The sequence below is a fragment of the Bradyrhizobium sp. WSM4873 genome, assembly GCF_055811355.1.
This window is the reverse complement of the sequence record NZ_JBVVPS010000010.1, coordinates 1-17,895: the sequence shown is the minus strand read 5'-3', so window position 1 is coordinate 17,895 and position 17,895 is coordinate 1. Positions and strand designations below refer to the sequence as shown.

At 57.1% G+C, this 17,895-nt stretch carries 11 protein-coding genes and 7 pseudogenes; 8 read left to right on the top strand and 10 right to left on the bottom strand.

Going from position 1 to position 17,895, the window contains the following annotated elements:
* Positions 1-189 precede the first annotated feature (189 nt).
* The 4 genes from AC0L21_RS15685 (at position 190) to AC0L21_RS15670 (ending at position 7,741) form a co-directional block, all read left to right on the top strand.
* Positions 190-2,451 carry a polysaccharide biosynthesis tyrosine autokinase gene (locus AC0L21_RS15685; protein ID WP_473262735.1) on the top strand — a complete coding sequence of 754 codons (2,262 nt, stop codon included), beginning with the start codon at positions 190-192 and terminating at the stop codon, positions 2,449-2,451.
* A gap of 166 nt (positions 2,452-2,617) precedes the next feature.
* Entirely contained in the window at positions 2,618-3,805 is a 1,188-nt protein-coding gene (locus AC0L21_RS15680; protein ID WP_473262734.1) for a polysaccharide biosynthesis/export family protein, read from the top strand.
* 187 nt (positions 3,806-3,992) lie between these two features.
* Complete coding sequence (locus AC0L21_RS15675) at positions 3,993-5,921, top strand: hypothetical protein (protein WP_473262733.1); 1,929 nt, start codon at positions 3,993-3,995, stop codon at positions 5,919-5,921.
* A gap of 350 nt (positions 5,922-6,271) precedes the next feature.
* Positions 6,272-7,741 (top strand): undecaprenyl-phosphate glucose phosphotransferase, encoded by a 1,470-nt coding sequence (locus AC0L21_RS15670; protein WP_473262732.1) that lies wholly within the window; start codon positions 6,272-6,274, stop codon positions 7,739-7,741.
* 76 nt (positions 7,742-7,817) lie between these two features.
* On the opposite strand, the gene AC0L21_RS15665 is transcribed toward AC0L21_RS15670, so the two are convergent.
* Together AC0L21_RS15665 and AC0L21_RS15660 are read right to left on the bottom strand one after the other, a co-directional pair.
* Positions 7,818-8,033: a hypothetical protein gene (locus AC0L21_RS15665; RefSeq protein WP_473262731.1), complete on the bottom strand. Its 216-nt coding sequence runs from the start codon at positions 8,031-8,033 to the stop codon at positions 7,818-7,820.
* Positions 8,034-8,160: 127 nt separating this feature from the next.
* Positions 8,161-8,407 (bottom strand): annotated as a pseudogene (locus AC0L21_RS15660) (transposase); the annotation flags it as partial.
* Between the two features lie 294 nt (positions 8,408-8,701).
* Between AC0L21_RS15660 and AC0L21_RS15655 the strand changes: the two are divergent.
* Entirely contained in the window at positions 8,702-9,079 is a 378-nt protein-coding gene (locus AC0L21_RS15655) for an H-NS histone family protein (RefSeq protein WP_473262730.1), read from the top strand.
* Between the two features lie 124 nt (positions 9,080-9,203).
* Positions 9,204-9,420: pseudogene (locus AC0L21_RS15650) on the top strand (transposase); the annotation flags it as partial.
* A gap of 357 nt (positions 9,421-9,777) precedes the next feature.
* On the opposite strand, the pseudogene AC0L21_RS15645 reads toward AC0L21_RS15650, so the two are convergent.
* Positions 9,778-10,807 (bottom strand): annotated as a pseudogene (locus AC0L21_RS15645) (IS110 family RNA-guided transposase).
* A 140-nt stretch (positions 10,808-10,947) separates the two neighbouring features.
* Between AC0L21_RS15645 and AC0L21_RS15640 the strand changes: the two are divergent.
* A pseudogene (locus AC0L21_RS15640) lies at positions 10,948-12,156 on the top strand (ISL3 family transposase); the annotation flags it as partial.
* On the opposite strand, the gene AC0L21_RS15635 reads toward AC0L21_RS15640, so the two are convergent.
* Entirely contained in the window at positions 12,106-12,234 is a 129-nt protein-coding gene (locus tag AC0L21_RS15635) for a hypothetical protein (RefSeq protein WP_473262887.1), read from the bottom strand. The pseudogene AC0L21_RS15640 and the gene AC0L21_RS15635 overlap by 51 nt on opposite strands.
* A gap of 51 nt (positions 12,235-12,285) precedes the next feature.
* The gene (gene tnpB, locus AC0L21_RS15630; protein ID WP_473262729.1) at positions 12,286-12,462 is read right to left on the bottom strand and encodes an IS66 family insertion sequence element accessory protein TnpB; all 177 of its coding nucleotides are present in this window, start codon (positions 12,460-12,462) and stop codon (positions 12,286-12,288) included.
* 413 nt (positions 12,463-12,875) lie between these two features.
* Between tnpB (AC0L21_RS15630) and AC0L21_RS15625 the strand changes: the two are divergent.
* A pseudogene (locus tag AC0L21_RS15625) lies at positions 12,876-13,298 on the top strand (IS66 family transposase); the annotation flags it as partial.
* Between the two features lie 138 nt (positions 13,299-13,436).
* Here AC0L21_RS15625 and AC0L21_RS15620 read toward each other — a convergent pair.
* The 5 genes and pseudogenes from AC0L21_RS15620 to tnpB (AC0L21_RS15600) form a co-directional block, all read right to left on the bottom strand.
* Positions 13,437-14,201: a metallophosphoesterase family protein gene (locus tag AC0L21_RS15620; RefSeq protein ID WP_473262879.1), complete on the bottom strand. Its 765-nt coding sequence runs from the start codon at positions 14,199-14,201 to the stop codon at positions 13,437-13,439.
* 433 nt (positions 14,202-14,634) lie between these two features.
* Positions 14,635-15,582: pseudogene (locus AC0L21_RS15615) on the bottom strand (integrase core domain-containing protein).
* A 113-nt stretch (positions 15,583-15,695) separates the two neighbouring features.
* The gene (locus tag AC0L21_RS15610; RefSeq protein WP_473262728.1) at positions 15,696-15,935 is read right to left on the bottom strand and encodes a hypothetical protein; all 240 of its coding nucleotides are present in this window, start codon (positions 15,933-15,935) and stop codon (positions 15,696-15,698) included.
* Positions 15,932-17,578 (bottom strand): annotated as a pseudogene (gene tnpC / locus AC0L21_RS15605) (IS66 family transposase). Before tnpC ends, AC0L21_RS15610 begins: the two are co-directional and overlap by 4 nt.
* Positions 17,579-17,647: 69 nt before the next feature.
* Complete coding sequence (gene tnpB, locus AC0L21_RS15600) at positions 17,648-17,800, bottom strand: IS66 family insertion sequence element accessory protein TnpB (RefSeq protein ID WP_473262726.1); 153 nt, start codon at positions 17,798-17,800, stop codon at positions 17,648-17,650.
* Positions 17,801-17,895 lie beyond the last annotated feature (95 nt).

Here is a 17,895-nt window from a genome sequence, read left to right as displayed (position 1 = left end):
TGGAAAACACCCCCCACTTCGCTACAGTAACCTCTTAAGGTCGGCCGCATCCATAGATGACGGGCGATGATTGGATCTCGTTCCCGTCTGACACCCTCGGTAGGTTGCGGCTAGATAATGTTACAAAACAATCTCCCCCAGATCGACAGGTCACGAATTTCACTAGAGCCCTTCGACGCGAGTCCGGGCATGCAAGAGGAGGGAATCGGCGCGCTTCTGAATTTCGCAAGAGGCTTCCTGCATCGTCAATACGGCCTAATTATCTTCAGCATGGTGCTCTCGTTGGCCGTTGGCGCCATGTATCTGCGCATTACGCCACCGACCTATACTGCACACGTGCAGTTATTGCTTGGAAACCCCAAAGCTCAATTCATCCAACAGCAGTCACTTGTTGCCGAGCCCTCTTTCGATTTGACACAGCTCGATACGCAAATCCAAATCCTCCGTTCCCGGACGATAGCGGCTACGGTTATCGACGAACTCAACCTCGCAGCTGACCTCAAAGTGCATTCTAACTCGCGCCTCGCCGCCGTCGCAAGGCGGTTTCGGGCGTGGTTCGGCGCATCTATCGCCGGCGACGGCTACGAAACGCCGGAGAAGTCAAACGACGATCTGGTTCCCGTGTTTCTCGAACAGTTGGCGGTCGGACGCGTCAACGTGAGCAATGTGATCGAAGTCAGTTTCAGCTGGAATAATGCTGGCCGAGCGGCCGAAATTGCAAATGCCATCGCCAAAGCTTATATTGCAGATCAACTGAACGCCAAATTTGAAGCCAATCGAACCGCCGCGGTCTGGCTGCAACAACGAATTCAGCAACTAAGCGAGCAGGCGGAAACCGCTGAACGTGCGGTTAACGCATACAAAACTCAGAACAACATTATATCCACGGGTGGGAAGCCTCTGGATGAACAGCAAGTTTCAGAAATAAACACGCGGCTACTTGCGGCGCGCGCTCATGCTGGCGACGCGCTTGCCCGTCTCAACCGTTACGAGAGCATCCTCAAGGATAATCCCGAGGTATCGCAGTCGATTGGCACGCTTGATACTGCCGGATCGGATGTATTGAACAGCCCGATCATCACTGGTTTGCGGCAGCAATATCTCGAATTGGTACGACGGGAAAGCGAATGGTCTGTGAGGTATGGCAAGGACCATTTGAGCGTTGTCAATCTCCGCGCCCGAATGCGGGAGATCAGAGCCTCCGTGCTCGACGAAGTCCGCCGACTCTCCGAGACTAGTAGGAGTGAGCTGGAGCTCGCCAAACGACGTCAACAGGAGTTGGAGAAGCAACTCGATGAGGCTGTCTCGCAATCGAGAACCACCAATTCCGCAGAAGTGACTTTACGAGAACTTGAGAGCAGAGCGAAGGGATATCGCTCCCTTTACGAGACCTTTCTACAACGGTATATGGGGTCAGCCCAGCAAGAATCTTTCCCAATTTCCGAAGCAAGGGTAATTTATCCGGCGTTTCCTCCGCAAAAGAAGAGTAAGCCGAAAACGTTAGCCATCCTCGCGCTGGCACTTCTGGGAGGGATTGGTCTTGGCACCGGACTTGGGTTTGCCCGCGAAACGATGGATAGGGTGTTCAGGACCCCGGACCAAGTAGAAGCAGCCTTAGGTCTGCCCTGCCTTTCCGTTGTGCCACTTCTGCCTCTCGTAAAATCCGCTCGACGTAAGCCGTACGATGCAGCAGCATCTCAGGAACTCCGTTCCAAGACAGTATCAACGGCTTCGCCATTGCATTGGACCGTGGTGAACATGCCCCTCTCCAGGTACGCGGAGTCCATTCGAGCGGTTAAGCTGGGGATCGACCTCAACCCCGCACAATCATCGAACAAGGTGATTGGGATTACTTCGTCGCTACCACACGAAGGTAAGACGACGATCGCAGCCGCTCTAGCCCAGCTTATCGGGCAGAGTGGAAAAAGCGTCGCGCTCATTGATTGCGACCTCAGGCAACCCTCGCTTACAAGAGCGCTCGCCCCGCAAGCTACCGTCGGCCTTGTTGACGTTATTTTTGGGACTCACTCGCTGGAAGAAGCGATGTGGAGTGACGCCAAGACCAATATGGCTTTCCTGCCGATGGTGAAGCGTCGACCGATTCTGAGCAGCAGTGAACTCCTGACAACCGAGCAGATGCGATTGCTTCTCGATAGATTGCGAAAGACTTACGACTACATCGTCGTCGATCTTCCCCCGCTAACGCCGATAGTGGACGTTCGAGCCACTTCCGCGCTCGTGGATGGATATGTGCTTGTGGTTGAATGGGGCGAAACCAAAACCGACGTGGTCCGGCACGCACTGCACACGGCTCCAAACGTTTATGAAAATGTGATCGGAGTGGTTATGAACAAAACCGACATTAAATCGATGGCCCGGTATGATGCATACCGGAGCGACTATTATAGCGACAGTCACTACGCCCATTACGGTCTTTCAGACCACGGCTGAAGAATTTGTTGCAAGACAGCAACACCAGTTCTGATTCGCTTTCAAAGACGGATGATCTCCTGTTCTGAATCGCTGCAAAATGCCATTTTGTGCACAGACGCATTGATTTCGATCTTGGAGAATTTTCCTGTCCATTGTCGCGCGAGTTTTGGCGAAGGGTGGTGTCATGCTGCTGGCAGCAGCATGTGCCGCTTGCTCCATTGTGCCGACCAGTGGTCCGCAAGGCGTGGACGTTTTAAACCGATCGGAAGGCGGTCAGCCGGTCAATGTGCCCTACGCCCTCGTTAATGTCGATCGCAAGACTGTTGGCATCCTCGGCAGGTACACCCCACGGCTATCTTCAGCATTCGCAGACAGGACACCGCCAAAGGCGTTCCGGTTTGGTATCGGTGACGTTGTTAGCATTACGATCTTTGAAGCTGCGGCGGGCGGGCTGTTTACTTCCGATTCGGGCGTGCGCGCCGGCAACTTCGTGACGATCCCCAACCAGGCGGTGGATGAAAGAGGAAACATAGCGGTTCCGTATGCAGGCGAAGTGCCCGCTAAGGGAAGAACTCCATCTGAGATTCGAGCCGATATTGTCGCTGCCCTCAAGGCACGAGCCTTGGAGCCTCAGGTGGTGGTTGCAGTTGCGCAACAAAATACCTCGCTCATTTCGGTGCTAGGTGACGTCCGCCTTGCGGGACGCTTTCCGGCAAGCCCATCGGGCGAGCGAATACTGGATGCCGTCGCGCGAGCGGGAGGTCCGAGTAACCAAGGGTACGACATGTGGGTTTCCCTGGAGCGGCAAGGGCATCGCGCAAGTGTGCCATTCGGAGCGCTGGTTTACGAACCGGCCAATAACATTTTCGCCCTGCCGAATGACGCGATCTATTTGTACAGCCAGCCTCAAACTTTCGTGTCGTTTGGAGCAGCTGGCAACCAGGGACAATTCAAGTTTGACGCTTGGCGCCTGTCACTTGCGGAGGCAGTTGGAAAACAGGGGGGGTTGAACGATGGCCTCGCTGATCCCAGTTGGGTTTTCCTGTATCGAGGGGAGACGCGCGAGGTTGCAGCGGAACTCGGAGTGGATTGCTCGAGATTCGAGGGACCCATTGTACCGGTTATATATCACATCAATTTTCGTGATCCCTCGGGCTACTTCCTTGCGCAAAACTTCGAGATGCGGAACAAGGATGTCATCTACACCTCGAACGCATCAGTGGCAGAGACAACGAAGTTCCTGACCTTCTTGCGAACGGTTATGGCTACGGCGAATGATCCCATCACTTACGCCACCAATGGCTACATTTTGAGAAACACGATTCAAGGTAGCGCCGCCACGGTCATCACGACGCCGACCCCGATACAATAGCAACGACCATCCGCTTCTCTCGCCGTTATCAGGACAACTGTTGCGCGGAGGTCGCCAGTGACGCTGCTCGCCTGAGCAACCCAAATTCTACAAAGGGGAGCAATGTCGCGGTCATCTGGAAGACAGATGCCTCTTGGGTCGACTGCAGCCTCAGCCAGCGTTATTTTACTCGATGTTCGGAAAACTGATGGACGACCTCCTAACAGGGCTTGTCGCTGGCATTCTCGCCATCGCTGTTCTTGGGATCGCATTGCTCCTGCGCCGACGAGCTTTTGTTAGACTAAGCAGAATCTTACAACCGACGATCATCGGCCTCTTGGTGCTTCCCTGCTTGCAAATGCTCCTGCAGGTTTTGCCCATTCCAGGGGGCTACCTTTCCAATCCCGTTTGGACGAGTACCGCGACAGCTTTGAACCTACCGATTCCTAACACCGTAACAATCGACGTCGGCGCAACCCTTCTTTCCTTAGTTCGATGTTCTGCGATAATCGCGGTAACAATTGTGGCTGTTGCAGTAGCTTCTGAGCGGCGTTTGGCGGAGGGAACTCTGTACTCGCTCACAACGATCGCTGGACTCGCAGCTTGCTTCCAGATCACTTCACAATGGGGATATCTTAGACTTGGCGGCTCTCAACCCAACCTAACGCTCATCGTAGTTGTGGGGCTAGTGCTGGCCTGCGCGACCATGATCAATGGATGGGAGCAACTGCCCCGCAAACGCAGCCGACGAGAATTGCGGCGGCGATCGATAGTTGGTCTGATGATCGCAGCATTAGTACTTGTCCTCTGTGCGACTACCATTTTATTTCAGTCAGACGTTGTAGTAATTATTGCTGCCGCATTTGGAGCGGCAGTTCCGCTCTGCATTTTTTTGATCCGGAAATGGTTTTTTGGAGCTTGGGAAAAGGCGGGCGTAGCAGCCGTCGTCCTAATGATATTCGTCGGCACCTTGGCATTTTCCCCGATTTATAGAAGTGTAGATCAGACAGACCCAGCGTTATCCCGGCGCCAGATCGTGACAGAGCGTTGGCTTACTGACGCACCAGTTCTTGGATTTGGAGCCGGAACGGAAGAAGATCTTTTGCCGCTTTATCGCGATCTCGAACAAGATCCACCGGAGAGCACCGAAAGCCCGTCTGTCAAGATCATCGTCGAGATGGGACGAGCGTTTCTTTTAATGTTCCTCCTGACATTGATTGGCGGATCCGCAGTCCTTGCGAGAGCTGCTCTTTCACGAGGACGGGACTATGTATATTCAGCGGCCGGAGCCGGCGTACTAGGCGCGATCACGATCGTGATGTTCGCTAACACCGACTTCTTGCATCTAACGTCGCTGCTATTTGCTGCGGCTGCGATTGGAATAGCGGTGGCCCAGCGTCACAGCTCAACAGACGAGGACCATTCTAGGAACGAACAATACGCAGAACCATTAGCAGCAAGCTCGTTCCTTGCGAAGCCAATTCGCCTCAACCATTTGGTGGCTCGAGTTGCTCTGGTTGTTTTCGGCGTGGCGCTTGCGGGGGAAGCCGTCTGGGTTCTACTTCCCGAACAAGATCGATCCTCAATCTTAGGTCATAGCGGCACGTTCGATTTGGTAGCGCGACATACAAGCCTTAAGCGCGCAGCGTCGCTTGCGATCGTACGCGGAGATCTATGGGCGAACAGCGGGTTAGCCGGCTCATCCCTACTGCAAAACGCGACAGCCGCGTCGACTTCGGCACAAGACGACGTGCGCCGCGACCTTACATTAGCGCTAAGGTACTCGCCCTATCGCAGCGAAGTCTGGCTGACATTTGCTACACTTTCCGAGCGGTACAAGTGGAGCCCGCGCCAAGGTGTGACTGCGCAAATAAAGATGGCCTACTATACTGGCCCTAGTGAAAAAAAGCTCATTCCTGCTAGACTGAAGTTGGCTCTTCGCTTGATCGGGCCTATAGAAGACATCGAATTAGGCGATATGGTTCGACGCGATCTACGCTTGATTCTAGTTCGTTGGCCCGCGCACAAGCTAGACATCGTAGAGGCATACAACCAGGCCACCCCAAGTGGGCGAACACTTGCCGAGCACCTGATCGCTGAGGTCGACCCCACCTTTTTAGCGTCGTTGCGCCATTAACGAACTTGTCTAAGACGACGCTTTCTTTCGGGAGCGGCAGCGAGTGAGGCGAACGCCCTCTGTCAACTTGTCGGATTCTGCTTTGACCTTGCCCCACAGGCTTAATTGCGTTTGAAGTTGGTTCTGGCCCACGACAAGGACCAGAGCGTGAACGTAGCGGTTTTTCGGAAAAACAGGCAGCCCGTTACGTCATGCCGCCACCGACACCAGACGTGGCCCGCCACAGCTCTCCGTCGCGAAATAGCACTGAGACTTTAATGTCATTCCTTTTATTTAATTTTTCACTTGCTTGCTGTTAAATTTAAGGTTTGAATGTTACTTAATTATTCTTGTTGACCGGATTTCCTCCAATGAATTTCGTCAACCGACGCATTGAGGCGAGCGAATTAGGCGAATTGCCGCCGAGCGTATCAAGCCTTCGAGCGGACGAGAAAAGCAAGTGGCCAATTCGATACCGCTCGATCGAAGCTGGAGCGATGGTCCTGGACGTCCTTGCAATCGTTCTCGCCAGCGCCTGCGCACAATTCTTATACAAGGCGAGTGAGCAGTTCGACCTTGGCCGCGTCTTCGGAGCCGCGGCGCTCGTGGCAGCGCTTCTAGTAATGTTTCTCAAGTTGCAAGGGTTTTACAGGCCTACCGAGTTGCTGGTGCTGCGTCGCCAGATTCGTCAGGTGATCGTCGCATGGGCGAGCGTGTTCCTGCTGCTGTCTGGCATCGTCTTCGCCCTCAAGATTGGCAGCGAAATGTCTCGGGGCACCAATCTGCTCTATGCTGCCCTCAGCCTCGTTCTGATCCTGGTCAATCGAGCCATCATAAGCAAGCTTGTTATAAAAGGGCTCGACGGGCGTCGGTTTTCTGGCAGCAGAATCGTAGTCATCACTGATGGGTCGAGCAGATCGCAGGCGCGTCTATGCCAAACACTGACAGCAATTGGTTTTGAGATTGCTCGGAGCTTTGTTCTCCCAGCCGCGACAAGGGGCGCTATTGCGCGAAAACGATTTGCATCCAGCGTTATCGAGCACGTCCGTGGATCAGACATCGAAGAGGTCGTTGTCTCTTCGGACCTGCAACGTTGGTCTGATCTGCGAGGCCTTGCTGCTGATCTTAGAGTGCTGCCTCTTCCAATAACATTCGTTCCTGCAGGACAAGTTGCGGAAGTCTTTTTGCGCTCCCGTCGAGATATGGGGGAAAAGATCGGGATCGAACTGCAGCGCGGACCGCTTCGTACGACTGAGCGGGCTGCAAAAAGATGGTTCGATGTTGTAGCCGCAGGCTTGACACTCATTATTATGGCCCCGTTGCTTCTGGCAACAGCCATCGCAATAAAGCTAGATTCACCCGGCCCAGTCTTGTTTAGACAGTGTCGACTGGGATTCAACGGTCGCGTGTTCCAAATATGCAAATTCCGGACAATGCGAGTTGTTGAGGACGGCGCTTCGGCGGTTCAGGCCCGCATCGGGGACGAGCGAATTACCCGCGTTGGTCGATGGCTTCGTAGGACCAGTATCGATGAACTGCCTCAACTTCTCAACGTCCTCGAAGGGAGCATGTCAATTGTTGGACCCCGACCTCATGCGGTCGCGCACGACAGTCAATTCGACAAGCTCGTGAGAAACTATGGCTTTCGGCAGCGGGTGAAGCCGGGCCTAACAGGATGGGCTCAGATTCACGGATTTCGAGGGCCTACCCCAACTACCGATTTGATTGAGGAACGTGTACAGCACGACCTGTGGTACATAGAGAATTGGAGCTTGCGGCTTGACTTCGCAATCCTCGTGCAAACACCTTGGGAGGTGCTTCAGGGTAAGAACGCTCACTGATTGCCTAATGGCTCCGCCGCTAATTCAGAATGAACTGACAAAGAGTGCATAACTTCATGTCCCCCAATCGAAGCACTCAAAATATGTCTTCGCTTGGAGGGCTCATGTCGCTTTCGAGTGCCTTGGTGATTTGTTCCAGCACAGTTTCGGGTGAGAGCTGGGGGGCGGTGGCTATTTTTACCAAACCGCCATCTAGGGACCAAGATGAGTCCGATTGTTGAGCAACATCCTCGCCTCCCGGCATTAGATGAGCCAATTCCTGTTCGACGCGGCTCCAATCTCGCTGCTGCAATGCAGCCTCCTCCGAATGACACAGCGCGAGAGTACAGCAGCCCGCCTTCTTAGAAAAATCAAAAGGCCCGCGATGGTTAAGAGATCGTGTCCCCGGGCGTGGTCTAGCTGGCTGCGGTTCATCGCGTTCACCGGCTTGGACCGGGTTGGTCAGCTGGCAATAGCCGAAGGCTGACGGTTGGATCATCGCTCATCGGCGCGATGGTTTCCAGCGTCATGTAGCGGGCACGCTGGACCGCCCACTCATCGTTTTGTTGGAGCAGGATCGCGCCGATGAGGCGAACGTTGGCGTCGGAAGATGCCGACCACCTCGGTCCGCCGCTTGATCTCGCCGTTGAGGCGCTCGATCGGGTTGATCGAGTGCAGCTTGGTCCGACGCATCATGATTCATCGGTATCACTGCCAGATATGCATTTAAAGTCGACCTACGCGCAGTCTCCAATTGCTTCTCGATAGGGCACAATGGAGAATAATGTTCTAGGCCTGCGACAAGCGATGCCGGTCAAGGCGTCCACAAATCGGAGCATTTAATTATCAAGGTGATGCCCCTCCGTTTTTGCTTTTTAAATCTCTATAAAACTGTTAAAAATCAATATATTTTGAGACTTCATTTTGCGTGGGATTAAAGATCTCCACGGAATCGCGCGCAAATAGTGGAGCACGAGCGAAATGCCCAAGCTGGACTTGGACGCCATGAATTTCGACGAACTGTGGCTGATGCATGAGCGGCTTACAAAGATTTTGTCGGACAAGATTACGGCGGAGAAGCTCGAAATGGAGAAGAGGCTCGCACATCTGAAGCGACCAGACTCTAATCCAAGTTCGGATACCGCCATTTCCCGTGAGAAAAGGACTAACGTTGCACCTAGGCGAAAATACCCGAAGGTCTTGCCGAAATATTATAACCCCGATTCTCCGACTGAGACGTGGGCCGGGCGCGGCAAACAACCTCGCTGGTTGGTAGCGGCGCTCAAAGCCGGCAGAAAGCTTGAAGAATTCAAGATCGAAAACCTGGGTCGTGTCCCCAGTGATGGTGTAGCTCGGTAGAGCAAAGCCGCCCGGACGCGCTCTCCCACATAGCGCCGTAGCGGGCGGGCGGCTTTGCGGTGGTCACCAGTAGTTCTCCGGTAGGACCGGGTTGCGACACGCCCACGCAACCGAGGACCCACCGATGACCGACGATATGATGAACCTGCGCACGCTCGTAGAGAAGACCCCCGGACGCCGATCTGCTGCGCGAGATGATCGGCTTTGCCGCCCAGCGTCTGATGGAGCTCGAAGTCGAAGGCCAGACCGGGGCGGCCTACGGCGAGAAGACCCCCGAGCGTCTGGCCCAGCGCAACGGCTACCGCGACCGAATCTGGGAGACCCGCGCCGGGGCAGTCGAACGTAAGCGGAGCTCTGCGCCCTTTTGAATGGCGCTTGACGCCTGTTTTGTTCGCGTGGTGTCAACCGGCGTCCAAATTTGGCTCTGACTCATATGTGGAACGGCCCGGGCTGCAAGATCTTTCTCTGGTTGAACCAAGGGATGACGGTGCGGTCATATGTTCGGCCTGTAAACGCGGCGCCTGGCCGCTGGCCACGATGATATCCGCGGAAGCAATCGCCCAATCAATTTTTCGCGCTCGAAGCGCAGTGAGTCAGGCGGTCTGATTGCTACCGGGAATGTCGTCATTCGATGTTCATCCAGATTTTGCACCTTGCCTCCTCGGCAGCTCTCTACCTCTGCCGGTGAGCTCTTAAGATTAGGATTTCAGCATTGCTGCCGGCGCCTGATAGATGCCGCCTCTGACCAGGAGGGCCCAAAAGGTGCGCGCAATCTTATTGGCAAGCGCCACCGATACGACCTTGACTGGCCTTCTTTGCAGCATTGTCCGAACCCAGAGCGGGACTTTCAACCCTCGTTTGGCAAGTTTGATGATAGAGGTCGCACCGACGATTAAGAGCGTTCGTAGTTGCCTATTTCCCCGCTTTGATATCGCCCCGAGTCTTTCTTTCCCGCCGCTCGACTGTGCCCTCGGTGTTAGTCCCGTCCAAGCTGCAAAATCTCGTGCGGTCGCAAAGCCCTAAGGATCCAAGACCGACGTCCGAACGGTGGCGGCGATGAGAGGACCGACACCGGGTATGCTCATCAGATGTCTCGCATCGGGGTCCTTCCTGACGGCAACCAAAATCTCTTTGTCGAGCGTCTCTATGCGGGTTGTAAGCATCTCAATTTGTTCAGCGAATTGGATCAGGGCAAACCGGGCGGCGCCAGGGATCCTGTTGTCATCCTCGTCCCGGAGAAGCACCAGGAGTTTCGCAATGCTTGCCATGCCTGTGCCCGCGATAATGCCTAGTTCGGCCATATGAGCGCGCAGGGCATTTGCAGTCTGGCTACGTTGCCTCATCAGCAGCTCTCGCGTTCGCAAAATCATGCTGGCCGCCTGCTGTTCCGCAGTCTTGACCGGTACGAACCGCATTGTCGGACGGGTGACCGCCTCGCAAATGGCTTCTGCATCCGCCACGTCACTTGTTTCGTTTGACGTAGGGCTTCACGTAGGCTGGCGGCATCATGCGGACTAAATGGCCCAGCGCTGCGATCTCGCGCGCCCAGTGATGGGCACTCGCACAGGCCTCCATACCTACCAAGCAGGAAGGGAGCCCTCGAAAGAAAGGCTGCACCTGCGACCGTCGCAACGTGCGGCGAACCAAGACTTTCCCGTTTTCGGCGATGCCGTGAACTTGGAAGATCGACTGGGCCAAATCCACCCCCACTGTGATAATCTTCTCCATGGAACGGTCCTTCCTTTGTGGCGCCTCTCTAAGCGACCACGTTAGGCACTTTTGATGCCGGTTCGAAGTGCCGTTCCACACCATCACTTTTGATGAAGTTCGGGCGCCGGCTCGCGTTGGTTTCACAGGGAATCAACATGATGCAGCGAGCCCTGCGACCGTCGGCCCTGATCCCTCCTGGATTTGCCATGGAGAGCGCCGTCTGTGATGGCGCCACGACCGTGATCACCGTCCGTCCCAGGAGCGAAAAGAGTCTTTGTCCCGGATGCGGAGCCAGTTCCAGGCGAGTTCATAGCCGATATCAACGATGTCTTGCGGATCTGCCGATGGCGGGGCGGCCAGTTCGCCTGGTGGTCGTGGCGCGTCGCTTCCGCTGCGTACCGTTATGTGCAGTCGACGTATTTTCACCGAGCGGTTCGATGACGGGGCTCTGGCGCCGTGGGCGCGGCGAACGGCGCGGCTCGATCTTCTGATCCATCACCTTGGCTTGCCTTGGGTGGCCGCCCGGCCGCAAGTTTTGCCCGTCGACTTATGCTGCCCGTGAGCAACGATACATTACTTCGGGTAGTGCGAAGGCGCGGTTGCCAGCCCTTTGCTGTGCCGAGCGTGATCGGTATCGACGACTGGGCTTGGCGGCGCAATCACCGGTAAGGAACAATCATCTGCGACCTCGAGCGGCGACGACAGATCGCCCTGTTACCCGACAGAGAGCCCGCTACGGCACAGGCTTGGCTCGCGAGGCAGCCGCAAATTGCCGTGGTCGCGCGCGATCGCGGCGGTGGTTACGCCCTTGCTGTAGCCAAGGCGCTCCCGCACGCTACCCAGGTTGCTGACCCCTGACATTTGATGGAGAACGCCAGCCACGCCTTCCTCGATGCGGTCCGCAAATCCATGCGCCAGGTTCGTGTGGCGGTCGGCGCCGCTACAATTAATCCTGCCTTGCTGACCGCCGCCGAGCGCATCCAGTACGAAGGCTATCTACGGCGTCAGGACACCAAAGCGGCAATCTTCAGACAGGCTGAGACAGGTGTCTCCATAAAAGAGATCGTGCGACTTACGGGACATAGCCGGGGCCTCGTCCGCAAAGTTCTGCGGGGACAGCGAACGGATGTGTTCAGGTGCGGGAGAGCTCACTCGAGCGCCATCTGCCATGGCTCGACGCCCGGTGGTCTTCAGGCCATTATAACGGAGCCGACCTGTGGCGTCGCCTTAAAGCGCTAGGCTTTAGGGGCTCTGAACGAGTTGTTAGAGAGTGGACGACACGCCGTCGGCGCGCCGAAACGGCCGATGCTCAAAGTCTACAGCGCGTGCCGTCTGCCAGAACCATCGCCCGCCTGATGACCAATGGCGCAGCGATCCAGCAGAGCCGCGGCAAGGACGCGCAACTCGGCCGGATCGCTCGGCAGCTCATCAAAAAGATCACTCATTGCTCCGAGTCTGCCACGCTTCGCGCCACGATGCAGCGAAGATTTGTATCTTTAAGAAAGTGCTTTCGGCTGCGCGTCGCGAGGCGCATGCATGTGCGTCCAATCCATGCCGGCCAGAAGCGCCAACAGCTGGGCGGCATTCATCCGCATCACGCCGGCCACGATGGGAGGCCATTTGAAGCCGCTGCCATCGAGCCGCTTCCAGTACATCACAAGGCCGCTGGCCATCCCAGACGACGATCTTCACGCGGTCAGCGCGCTTCGTACGGAAGACCACCGCCACGCCCTTCATCGGGTCATGGCCCAGCGTCTCCTTCGCCAACAGCGCCAACCCCTCCGCACCTTTCTGAAGTCCACAGGTTGGTTCGCTACGTAAATCGTAAGGCTCGCAGCCGGCGTCAGCATGAACGTGTTGACCTGAGCCCCAAGTTTCATCCAGCGGTGGGTAGAGTCCGGGAGACATTTGAGCCCGTCGGGCTCGGTGGAGCAACGGGGTGAGGCGCGGAGCCCTCGGCGTTAGCGCAGCACTCCGCACAAACAATCCGACGGGCCTCGGCGCTACGCTTACGCGTCGAACTGCGCATCCCGAAACTGCGCAAGGGCTCCTATTTCCCGGGCTTCCTGGAGCCGCGCCGCATCGCCGAGAAGGCGAGGAAAGGCGCGAGGCCAGGCTGTTGAGGAGCCGGCCGGTCATCGATGAGCTCGAGCCCTGGCTGCGCGCCAAGCTCACTCTCAGTCAGAAGACAAAACTCGCCGAAGCAATCCGCTATGCGCTCTCGCGCTGGGAGAGGCCTGACCCGCTCCGCTTCCTCAACGACGGCCGTATCGCGATCAACTCCAACGTCGTCGAACGCAAATACACTCTTCGCAGGCTCGGATGGCGGCGGCGAGCACTGGGCCGTCATCGCCTCGCTGAGCGAGACCCGCAAGCTCACGGGCATCGAACCGCACGTCTACCTCGCCGACGTCATCACAAAGATCGTCCCCGGTCATCCGAACGGTCAAATCGACAAGCTGCTGCCATGGCCTACCTCGTTGCCCCGGTGCTCCAGGACGTAGCCTGAAAACAACGCTTACCATACAACCGCCGCTCTAAAGATTGCTGCACGCCTACGGCGCTTCCTCGCAAACTGGGATCGATGGAAACCAGCAGCCCGATCAACGCGACGCAACAGCAAGAAACGAACCGACTACCGTCTGCATCAACGCAAGTTGGAACGGCTACTGAAATGAAATTGTAGCCGGTCGTCCTCGATCGTCAGCACCGTCAACTTACCCGTTGCGTACGCCCCTGTATCAATATTGATTCGGCTGTCTCTCACGTCGGGTTCTAGGACCGGCGTGTGACCGTGTATGATCATCCTGCCAAAACTGCGCTCGCTGCTCAGAAACGGTTCACGAATCCACATTAAATCGTGTTCGCTTTGCTTGCTCAACGGAACACCGGGACGAACGCCGGCGTGAGTAAAGAAAAAACTTCCGCAAGTGAAACAGGGTACCAAGTCAACGAGAAATTCAAGATGCGTCCGGGGCAATGCTGCTGCAAATGCGTCTCTTATGTCCCGGTGTCTGCGAGTTATATCGTCCGCAGACATGGCTATCCCGTAGGAGGTAAGCGTTGCTAAGCCTCCCAGCTTTCCCCAGTTGGCTAGATGCCTCGGTTCATCAAGGAAGCTCATCAAGAGTGACTCGTGGTTACCTCTAACGAACACGGTCTCTTTTCGGAGACGACGGCGCTCGATGAGGAGTTCAAGTGTGAGCCTTGTATCAGGACCCCGGTCAACATAATCTCCCAGAAACACCTCAATAGAACGCTCTGGCCTGGAACGAGCCAAATCAGCGTCGATAATATCGAAAGCACCGGACAGCAGATCTGCACATCCGTGTAGATCGCCCACCGCGTAAATGCGCACGCCATTTGGCGGTCGCGACTGTCGAGCGAACCGAGAGAAAGCTCTTTGGAACATTAAAAACTCACTGATCGGAATGTGCCGATCAAAGGGACCTTTCAATCATACCACCTCGAATAGCCCCCCCAATATGCTCTTCCACCATATGGGCCATAGGCTCCATATAGTGCGTAGCACGAGTAGCCGTCCGGGCACCCGCGTCGCCGCTCAATGATTGAGGTGCGGGCTTGATACTTGGCCGGACGCTTGACCACCGGAATGGAAGCATCAGCTGCCAAGCCGACCGTAGGCCCGCAGACCGTACAAGATGCACCGATAAAAGCTGCGACCAGAGTCCATCTCCGGGGAATGAGCACAGACATTGAGCGCCTCGCGATCAAACTAAATGCAATTTAGCGCATATCACAGCTTGGAGTAAAATCCTATCCCGGAGATGGCACTGCATCCCGGTGAAGATCTACTTTTTTCGTCCTGACCTGCCACTGAATCTTCATCCAGCGGGAGTCAGAATCTCGGGATTTTGTACGCCAAACGGCGCGGGTGGAGCAACGGACGATCGGCAGAGCTGGTCGGGGTTGCGCAGCCGATCGTCCGTTTGCGGTGAGGTGGGCGGCATAGGCCGCGGGGGTCAGATATTTCAGCGACGAGTGGGGACGCTGGAGATTGTAGTCAGCGATCCAGGCAGCGATCTTGGCGCGAGCGTCGTCGAAATCGAAGAATAGGGTCTCGTTGAGCAGCTCATCGCGCATCCGGCCGTTGAAACTCTCGACGAAGCCGTTCTGCATCGGCTTTCGCGGAGCGATGAAGTGCCAGTCGATGGCTGCATCCTTACGCCAGGCGAGCATGACGTTGCAGGTGAATTCGGTGCCATGGTCTGACACGATCATTCCTGGCTTGCCGCGTTGCTCGACGATTGCGGTCGGTTCGCGGGCTACGCGCCCCGCCCCGAGATCGACGTCTCCGGAATGGCGCCCAGGCATTCCTTGGTGACGTCGTCGACGATGTTGAGGATGCGGAAGCGTCGGCCATTGGCAAACTGGTCGTGAACAAAGTCCAGCGACCAGCGTGCGTTGGGCCTTGCCTCCACCAGGATCGGAACTCGGGTGCGATAGCGGATCATCTTCCGAAATCCGCGCCCACGATCGAACAGGCCCGCCGTTCCGACAGGCTGCAGATGCGCGACCGCAGCGCACTTGGCGGCTGGCCCTACCATTTTTTTGAAAGGTCGTGTCCCCCAGTGATGGTGTAGCTCGGTAGAGCAAAGCCCGGTCGCGCGCTCCCACAAGCGCCGTAGCGGGCGGGCGGCTTTGCGGTGGTACCAGTAGTTCTCCGGTAGGACCGGGTTGCGACACGCCAACGCAACCGAGAACCCACCGCCGGCCTCATGCTCCTTCAGCACCGCGATAATCTGCTCTTCCGCGAACCTTGCTCGCTTCATGTGTCCGTCCTTCGTCAGGTCGGACTCTAACTCTTTCTGGAGGAATTACTCAGTGGCAGGTCGGTCTGGTTGTCAGCTGGCGCCAACGTATCCATTCGGCGTAGGCCGCAGGGCTACCGCCTGAGTAGTCCAGGGTTCTGTTTATAGAACTTGATGAACTCGATCAGGTTGTCGATGCCGAAGTCGGTGAACGCCTGAACGCCGTCTTCTCCGACGCCATAGACCCAGATGACGTCATCCTCGATCTCCATCTCGTTGGCGATGTCCCACAGCCAATCTTCGTCTTCGCCGAGGTCTTTGGCGACCTTGGTGATGGTGGTGACGTGATGGACCTTGTTGACCTGGGTGGTCATGCCGCCGCTCGAGCGGAGAGCGCAGACGCTGACGTCCAATTCCAGGGCAGAAGTTCGTCCAGCCGATGAGCCGGATGAGCGGCGATGCGGGCGAGGACATTCGTGAGCCACGCCTGCGGATCGATGCCGTTGATTTTGGCTGTGACGATCAGGCTGTACATAGCTGCGGCGCGCCGCCCTCCGCGATCAGATCCGCAGAACAGCCAGGACTTCCGCCCAAGAGCGATGCCTCGCAAGCCCCGTTCGGCGGCATTGTTGGAGAGACACACGCGGCCGTCCTCGAGGAATAGGGTGAAGCTCGCCCAGCGCTTCAGGATATAGTTGAACGCCTTAGCCAGGTCGTGCCCCCGAGACAGCTTGGCAAGCTGCTCCCGCATATAGACCTGGAGGTCCTCGACCAGAGGCCGGCTCAGCGTCTGCCGAACCCGAAGGCGCTCCTCGGCACTCTTGCCGTTGATGGACCGTTCGATCTCGAACAGCGCATCGATCCGCCGCACGACCTCGATCGCGATCGGCGAGAGCGGGATTTCCTTTTTGCCGGTGGCCCTGCGCCGGGCATTCTCTTCGATGTCGGCCATCGCGAAGAACGGGCGCCGTCCATGCGACCAGCAGGCAGCCTCCCGGCCCGGCCTGGCGTCCCGGCAGATAGAGCTGGTTGTACCCGTCATAGGCGTCGGCCTGCAGGATGCCGGCATACCGGGCCAGATGCGCTTGGGGATGCTCGCCCTTGCGGTCGCGCGAGTAGTAGAACATCGCCGCCGGCGGGTCCGTGCCCCCAAATGGCCGATCGTCGCGGATGTAGATCCAGCACCGTCCGGTGTCGGTCTTGCCCTTGGCCAGGACCGGTACCGTCGTATCGTCAGCATGAAGGCGCTCGGCCGCCATGACGTGGGCTTCCACCAAGCGCAGCAGAGGATCCAGCGAGGCACAGACCGCCCCAACGGCATCTGCCATGGTCGACAGTGCGATCGGCACGCCTTCCAGAGCGTAGCGCTCCGCCTGGCGGTTGAGCGGCTGATGCTGGCCGAACTTCTCAAACATAATCATGCCAAGAGGCTCGGACCAGCCCACCCCCGAGCAACGGCATGGAACGGCGCTGGCGCCTGGCTGATCTTCTCGCGGTCGCGGCAGGAGAACTTCTCGCGGACCGTCTCGATCACCTTCCACTGGCGCGGCACCACTTCTAGCGTGCGGGTCACGTCCTCGCCGAGCTTGCGAAGACGATTGCTGCCGCAGCATTCACAAGCCGTAGGTCCGTCGATCACTACCCGCTCCCGGGGAAGGTGCTCGGGGAAGGTCTGGCGCTCGGCGCGCTTGCGCGTAAATCCGCGCACCGTGGTCGACCTGGCCACGGCCCATTCCGCCGCCAGCTCGTCCTCGGTAGCGTCAGCTTCCAGCTCTTCGAACGTCAGCGCCAACTGCTCGATCAGCCGCGCCGAGCGCTCCGACCGTTGTCCGTAGATCTGATGTTTCAGCTTGGCGATCTGCAGCTTCTGCTGGGCAATCAGCGCCTCGTCTTCCGACGCTTTCGCGCGGGCGACCGCGAGCTCGACGGCGACCTCCAAAGCCTTCGCGCGCTCGACTGCCAGCGCCTTCTTCAGGGCGGCAACCTCATCCGGAACAGCGTCGCGATCAGCATGCATGCGATGCAGTGAATCACAGATTGGACGCGATGGGATTCCCCAAAATGCAAGAAGCTACAGATTCGGCGCTCAGCCCGCGCTTTGTGGCCGCCAGCTCAGTTGCGGATTCCGCCAGTCGATGCCTTCTAGCATGTAAGCCATCTGGGCCGCCGAGATCGACACCGCACCGTCCGACGCCGAGGGCCAGATGAACTTGCCACGGTCCAGGCGCTTGGCTGTCAATCGGCTTGCAAATTTGGCTCTGACTCATATGTGGAACGGCCCGGGCTGCAAGATCTTTCTCTGGTTGAACAAGGGATGACGGTGCGGTCATATGT